The following is a 1,048-nucleotide window of genomic DNA, read 5'->3' as shown; positions in this document are numbered from 1 at the left end:
CCTTCGGTCGCCACTTGTACGTTATAGCCCGCTTTTAATTGCCCGTTTTGCATATAGTCGTCTTTCATGCGCATAAATGTCGAATCTTGGTCTGTTTTCGAATAGCTGTTACGTGTACCGAAAATCTCAAAATCCTTTTCATACTTCTGCTTACGCGTAACCCAGTCATAGATTTGCTTCACGATTTGTTTCGGTGTTTTGCGTTCGCTACGCAATCTTTTGCGTTCACTCACATCGACTGAGCTATCTATTTTGTTTGTGTAGTCATCGACTACTTCATCCAGTTTTTGCGCGACTTGTCTTAATTCCTCCATAGAAAGCTGTTCTTCACTTTCACGCTCGATTTCTGGGATGATTTCATTTTGAAGCAGCTCGTTGTACAGCTGATTGGACTTTTCAACGAGATTTGTATGATGTCTCTCGACGGATTTCTTCCAGACAAATGTGAATTTATTAGCGTTTGCTTCAATCTTTGTACCATCGATAAAAATCGCTTCTTGATCGATGAGCTTTTCTTGTATGAGCTGACAACGGAATTGTACAAAACATTGACGAATGAGTTCTTTCATATCGGGATGCACGCGAAAACGATTGATGGTGCGGTAGCTTGGTTCATATCCCTGAGCGAGCCACATCATACGAATACTATCTTTCACAAGATCTTCGATTTTGCGACCTGAGAATGCAGATTGGGTGTAACCACATAAGATAACTTTAAGCATCATGCGTGGATGATAGGCTGGGCAGCCATTGTGTCGAACAAAGGCATTAAACGCTTCATGCGGAATACTTTCAACTAAATGGTGGATAGAAAACGCAATATCATTTTTTTGTAATTTAACTGCTAAATCTAAAGGTAAAATTAATTGATTCATGTTATAATCTTTAAACATAAGGACACTTCTTTCTATAAATTTTTGTAGTGGTACTTAAATTTTATCAGAAGATGTCCTTTTTTTTAATGCCTAAAAACAAAGCCCTGGAAATTTTACTGTTCGTAAAATTTCCAGGGCTTTTCATTTTTCAAGGTGGGTTTTGTCCCAGCCTC

At 38.6% G+C, this 1,048-nt stretch carries 1 protein-coding gene; it reads right to left on the bottom strand.

Annotated features, from left to right (window positions below):
* Window positions 1-893 (bottom strand): transposase (locus tag ACIQYS_RS22420; RefSeq protein ID WP_402985260.1); only part of this gene is annotated, 893 nt, incomplete at its 3' end.
* Between the last annotated feature and the right edge of the window lie 155 nt (window positions 894-1,048).

The organism is Psychrobacillus sp. NPDC096426 (genome assembly GCF_044762745.1).
GTDB lineage: Bacteria > Bacillota > Bacilli > Bacillales_A > Planococcaceae > Psychrobacillus.
This window is presented reverse-complemented; position numbering and strand designations above follow the sequence as displayed.